Here is a 4,012-nt window from a genome sequence, read left to right as displayed (position 1 = left end):
AGTCGAGCAGCACGATGGGGTTGTCCCGGATCGTCTGCTTGAACGTCTCGGCAGTCAGGTCGACGGTCGACATGGTCTTCTCCTTAGGGGGTCGATCGGGTTGAGCATACCCCCAGGGGTATGCATGGCGCTAGTCCGGGTCCGGCTGTCACTCGAGGAACGCCTCGCCGGCGGGTCCGTCGTCCGGCGACTCGACGCGCAGGCCGCCGATCGCGTGGTCCTCCCACGTGAGGGCGGACCAGCCGGCAGACGGGCTGCCGTCGAGCACGACGACGCCCGTGTTGGTCAGCGGATGGGCCTCGACGTGCGCCACCGGGACGCCGGCCCTGGCGGCGCACCACGACCGGATGATCGCGCCGTGGCTGACCGCCACCGCGGTGCCGACGCCCGACGCGGCGAGGTCCTCGAGCACGGCGTCGTACCGCGCATAGACCTCGTGGCCGGACTCCCCGCCGGGCATCCGCAGGTCCAGCCGGCCGGCGGACCACGCGAACGCCGTGCCCAGGTAGGTCGCGATGGACGCGGGGTCGCCGAGCATCTCCAGGTCGCCGGCCGTGATCTCGCGCAGACCGGCGCGCACCTGCACCTCGAGCCCCAGCGTCGCCGCGAGCGGCGCGGCCGTCTGCTGCGTGCGCACGAGGGTCGAGGCCAGCAGCGCATCGACGGGCTCGTGGCCCAGCGCGGCGACGAGGGCCTGCGCCTGGAGCCGGCCGAGGTCGGTGAGGTCGGCGCCGGGCGTCGCGGTGTCGAGCAGGCCGTGGACGTTGGACGGGGTCTGCCCGTGCCGGACGAGGAGGAGCCGCATGGCCCCAGTCTCGCCGATCGGAGCGCCGGGCACACGGGTCGCGCGGAGCTGATCTTCGGGGCGAAGGCTCATCCGCCGACGGCTCCGTCCGATGGGAGGGCACAGGGAGGCACGCCCGCCCCGTCGACGAACGAGGAGAGCACCATGCGCATGGCACGACGCACCGCCCGTCGGGACGAGGTGGCCGCGAGCGCTGGTGACACCCTCACGGTGCCGCACGACGTCGTGCGGCGCCTGCGGGGGCGCAACGAGGACCTCGGCCTGGCCACCGAGGACCTCGCCGGCTCGGTGGAGCGGATGAGCCAGGCCACGCGTGCCACGGCCGAGGCGGCCGACAGCGCGAGCCGGGCCACGGGCCGGGTCGACGCGGGGGCCTCCGCCGTGGCCTCTGCCGTGCACGAGATGTCGTCCGCGATGCAGGAGGTCGCCACCTCGGCCGCCGAGGCCACCGGCGTGACCGCGAGGGCCACCGAGGTCACGGCCGAGATGCGCGGCTCCGTCGAGCGCCTCGCGGCGTCGACCGCGCAGATCGAGGGCGTGCTGCGCACGGTCTCCGGGATCTCCGACCAGACCCGCATGCTCGCCCTCAACGCGACCATCGAGGCCGCCAGGGCCGGGGAGGCGGGCAAGAGCTTCTCCGTCGTGGCCGAGGAGGTCAAGAACCTCGCGGCGCAGACCGGCGAGGCGACCGTCCAGATCGCCGCCCAGCTGGCCGAGCTCGCGGCGGACAGCGCCGGCGTGCGCCGCGCCACCGACCGGATCGACGAGGTGCTCGCGCGCGTCGACGCACTGCAGCAGACCATCGCCGCCGCCGTGGAGCAGCAGACCGCAGCGATCGGCGAGATCACCCGATCGGCTGCCGACACCGCCGAGGCCGCCAAGGAGCTGGACGTCTCGGTCGAGACCTCGGCGTCAGCAGCCCGCGGTGCCGCCGAGGCGATGGGCCGCTCGCGTGAGTGGATCGAGCGGATCGGTGCGTCGCTGGACGCCCAGCGCACGGAGCTCGAGGACATCGCCCACGACCTCGCGGTGCACCCGCTGCGCGCCGCGATCACCGCCCATGCGAACTGGAAGAAGCACCTGCGCTCGGCGATCGACACGGGCCGGCTGCCGGCCGGGCTCGAGGTCGCCACCGCCCGGCGCTCCGACGCGTGCGCGTTCGGGAAGTGGCTCGGCTCGGGAGCTGGTGCGGAGCTGGACCGGGCCCGCGCCGCGACCGTCATCGAGCAGCACGCCGCCTTCCACCGTCACGCCGCCGAGGTGCTGGCCGCTGCGACGTCGGGCCGCACCGCGCAGGCGCAGGGGCTGTTCGCCGACCCGCAGGCCTACGGCGGTGCCGCCGCCGTGCTGACCGACGCCCTCGTGGAGTGGGTGCACGTGGTCGAGCGCGCCTGAGGTCGCCCGTCCTGAGGCCACGCGGCCCGAGCGCTCCCGGCGCGCGCCGTCAGCCCTGCGCGAGCCGGTCCAGCGCCAGCCCGGCGAGGATCGCCGCGCCGACCGGCAGCGCCGACTCGTCGAACGTGGCCTGCGGCGCGTGGTTGTACGCCGCCGTCTCCGGGTCGCTGCCCGCCGGCGCGGCGCCCAGGCCCAGGTAGGCGCCCGGCACCCGCTGCAGGACGTAGGAGAAGTCCTCCGAGCCCGACATCGGCCGGGGTGCCGCGACGTAGCCGTGCGGCCCGGTGAGCGCGGTGACCACGCGCTCCGCGCGCTCCACCTCGGCTGGCGTGTTCTGCGTCGTCGGGTAGCCGCGCACGTACCGGACGTCGGCCGTGAGCCCGTGGGCCAGCGCGAGGTGCTCGACCACGCGGGTCAGGCGCTCTCCGACGACGGCGTGCGCCTCCGGGGAGAACGTCCGTACCGTCGCCGCGATCTCGGCGGTGGCTGGGATGATGTTGTCCGCCGTCCCCGCGCTCAGGCGACCCACGGTCACGACCACCGGGTCCTGCGCGTCGAACTGCCGGGTCACGGCCACCTGCAGGGCCAGCACGATCTCGGCCGCCACCGTCACCGGGTCCGCGGCCAGGTGCGGCATCGACCCGTGGCCCCCACGTCCGCGCACGGTGACGAACAGCTGGTCCGCCGCCGCGAGCATCGTGCCGGGACGGCACCCGGTCAGCCCGGCGGGCAGCATCGCCGAGAGGACGTGCAGGGCGTAGCCCGCCACGACGCGCTCGCCCGCAGCGTCCAGCACACCCTCCTCGATCATGAGCCGGGCCCCGTGGTCGCCCTCCTCCCCGGGCTGGAACATGAGCACCACCGAGCCAGCGAGGTCCGCGCGCCGGGCGGCCAGCAGCCGCGCCGCCCCGACGAGGCCCGCCATGTGCAGGTCGTGACCGCACGCGTGCATGGCGCCATCGTGCTCCGAGCGCACGGGCTCGGCCGAGTCCTCGGTGACCGGCAGGGCGTCCATGTCGCCGCGCAGCAGCACCGCCGGGCCCGGCCGCGCCCCGCGCAGCACCGCGACGACGGACGACAGCCCGGTGCCCGTGGTGACCTCGAGGTCCAGCCCTTCGAGCGCCGCGAGCACGCGCGCCTGGGTCAGCGGCAGGTGCAGGCCGATCTCGGGGATGCGGTGCAGGTCGCGGCGCAGCGCCACGAGGTCCGGGGCCATCGCGAGGGCGTCGGCGAGCAGGGTGGGGTCGGTCATCTCGGCGCTCCATGGCGGTGGCAGCGGTCGCGGCGGTGGCGGCGTCTGCGGCGAGGCGTGCGGTGGTCCGGCCCTCACCGGGGACGTCCTGGGCGGCGAGGAACGGTTCCGCGAGGCTACCGCGGGTCAGTCGTCGGACCCGTCCTCCTGGTCGCTCTCGGGGGACTCGTCCGCCGAGCCGTCGTCGGACCCGTCCTCGTCGGAGCCCTCGTCCGGCGTCGGGGTGACCGTGACTCCGCCGGCCGGTGCCGGGCTGCTCGTCTCCTCCCCCGACTCCTCGTCCGAGCCCTCGACGAGCTGCTGCTCCGGCACGCCGGCGACGCACGCCGCCCGGAGCGTGACCTCCTGGTCGGCACCCTCGAGCTCGACGACCACCTGGTCGGGGCCGGCGGCCTTGACCTCGACCTTCCAGCCGTCCACGGGGGTGGCGTAGAGCAGGGTGATGGCGGTGTCCCGGCAGGAGGTCGCCACGGTGCCGCCGGTGACCGTCCAGGTGCGGACCACCTCGGGGGCCGTCGTCGCGGTGGGGGTCGGTGCGGGGGGCGCGGTCGGTGCCGGGG

4 protein-coding genes are annotated in these 4,012 nt (G+C 75.3%); 1 reads left to right on the top strand and 3 read right to left on the bottom strand.

The window, feature by feature from the left end; all coding sequences use genetic code 11:
• Positions 1 to 148: 148 nt before the first annotated feature.
• Positions 149 to 805, bottom strand: coding sequence for a histidine phosphatase family protein (locus PKY62_RS12405; RefSeq protein ID WP_324537412.1), 657 nt, complete (start codon positions 803 to 805; stop codon positions 149 to 151).
• 144 nt (positions 806 to 949) lie between these two features.
• On the opposite strand from PKY62_RS12405, the gene PKY62_RS12400 reads away from it, so the two are divergent.
• The gene (locus tag PKY62_RS12400) at positions 950 to 2,200 is read left to right on the top strand and encodes a methyl-accepting chemotaxis protein (protein WP_324537410.1); all 1,251 of its coding nucleotides are present in this window, start codon (positions 950 to 952) and stop codon (positions 2,198 to 2,200) included.
• 49 nt (positions 2,201 to 2,249) lie between these two features.
• Here the strand turns inward: PKY62_RS12400 and PKY62_RS12395 are convergent, their stop codons facing one another.
• Both PKY62_RS12395 and PKY62_RS12390 read right to left on the bottom strand, forming a co-directional pair.
• Positions 2,250 to 3,452 carry a M20 metallopeptidase family protein gene (locus PKY62_RS12395; RefSeq protein WP_324537408.1) on the bottom strand — a complete coding sequence of 401 codons (1,203 nt, stop codon included), beginning with the start codon at positions 3,450 to 3,452 and terminating at the stop codon, positions 2,250 to 2,252.
• A 126-nt stretch (positions 3,453 to 3,578) separates the two neighbouring features.
• Positions 3,579 to 4,012 (bottom strand): hypothetical protein (locus PKY62_RS12390; protein ID WP_324537407.1); only part of this gene is annotated, 434 nt, incomplete at its 5' end.

Source organism: Actinotalea sp., from assembly GCF_035443605.1.
Taxonomy (GTDB): domain Bacteria; phylum Actinomycetota; class Actinomycetes; order Actinomycetales; family Cellulomonadaceae; genus Actinotalea.
This window is presented reverse-complemented; position numbering and strand designations above follow the sequence as displayed.

Bases quoted from the DNA above. Each gene is read 5' to 3' on its own strand.
- PKY62_RS12405 (WP_324537412.1), bottom strand. From the start codon at position 805: ATGCGGCTCCTCCTCGTCCGGCACGGGCAGACCCCGTCCAACGTCCAC.
- PKY62_RS12400 (WP_324537410.1), top strand. From the start codon at position 950: ATGCGCATGGCACGACGCACCGCCCGTCGGGACGAGGTGGCCGCGAGC.
- PKY62_RS12395 (WP_324537408.1), bottom strand. From the start codon at position 3,452: ATGACCGACCCCACCCTGCTCGCCGACGCCCTCGCGATGGCCCCGGAC.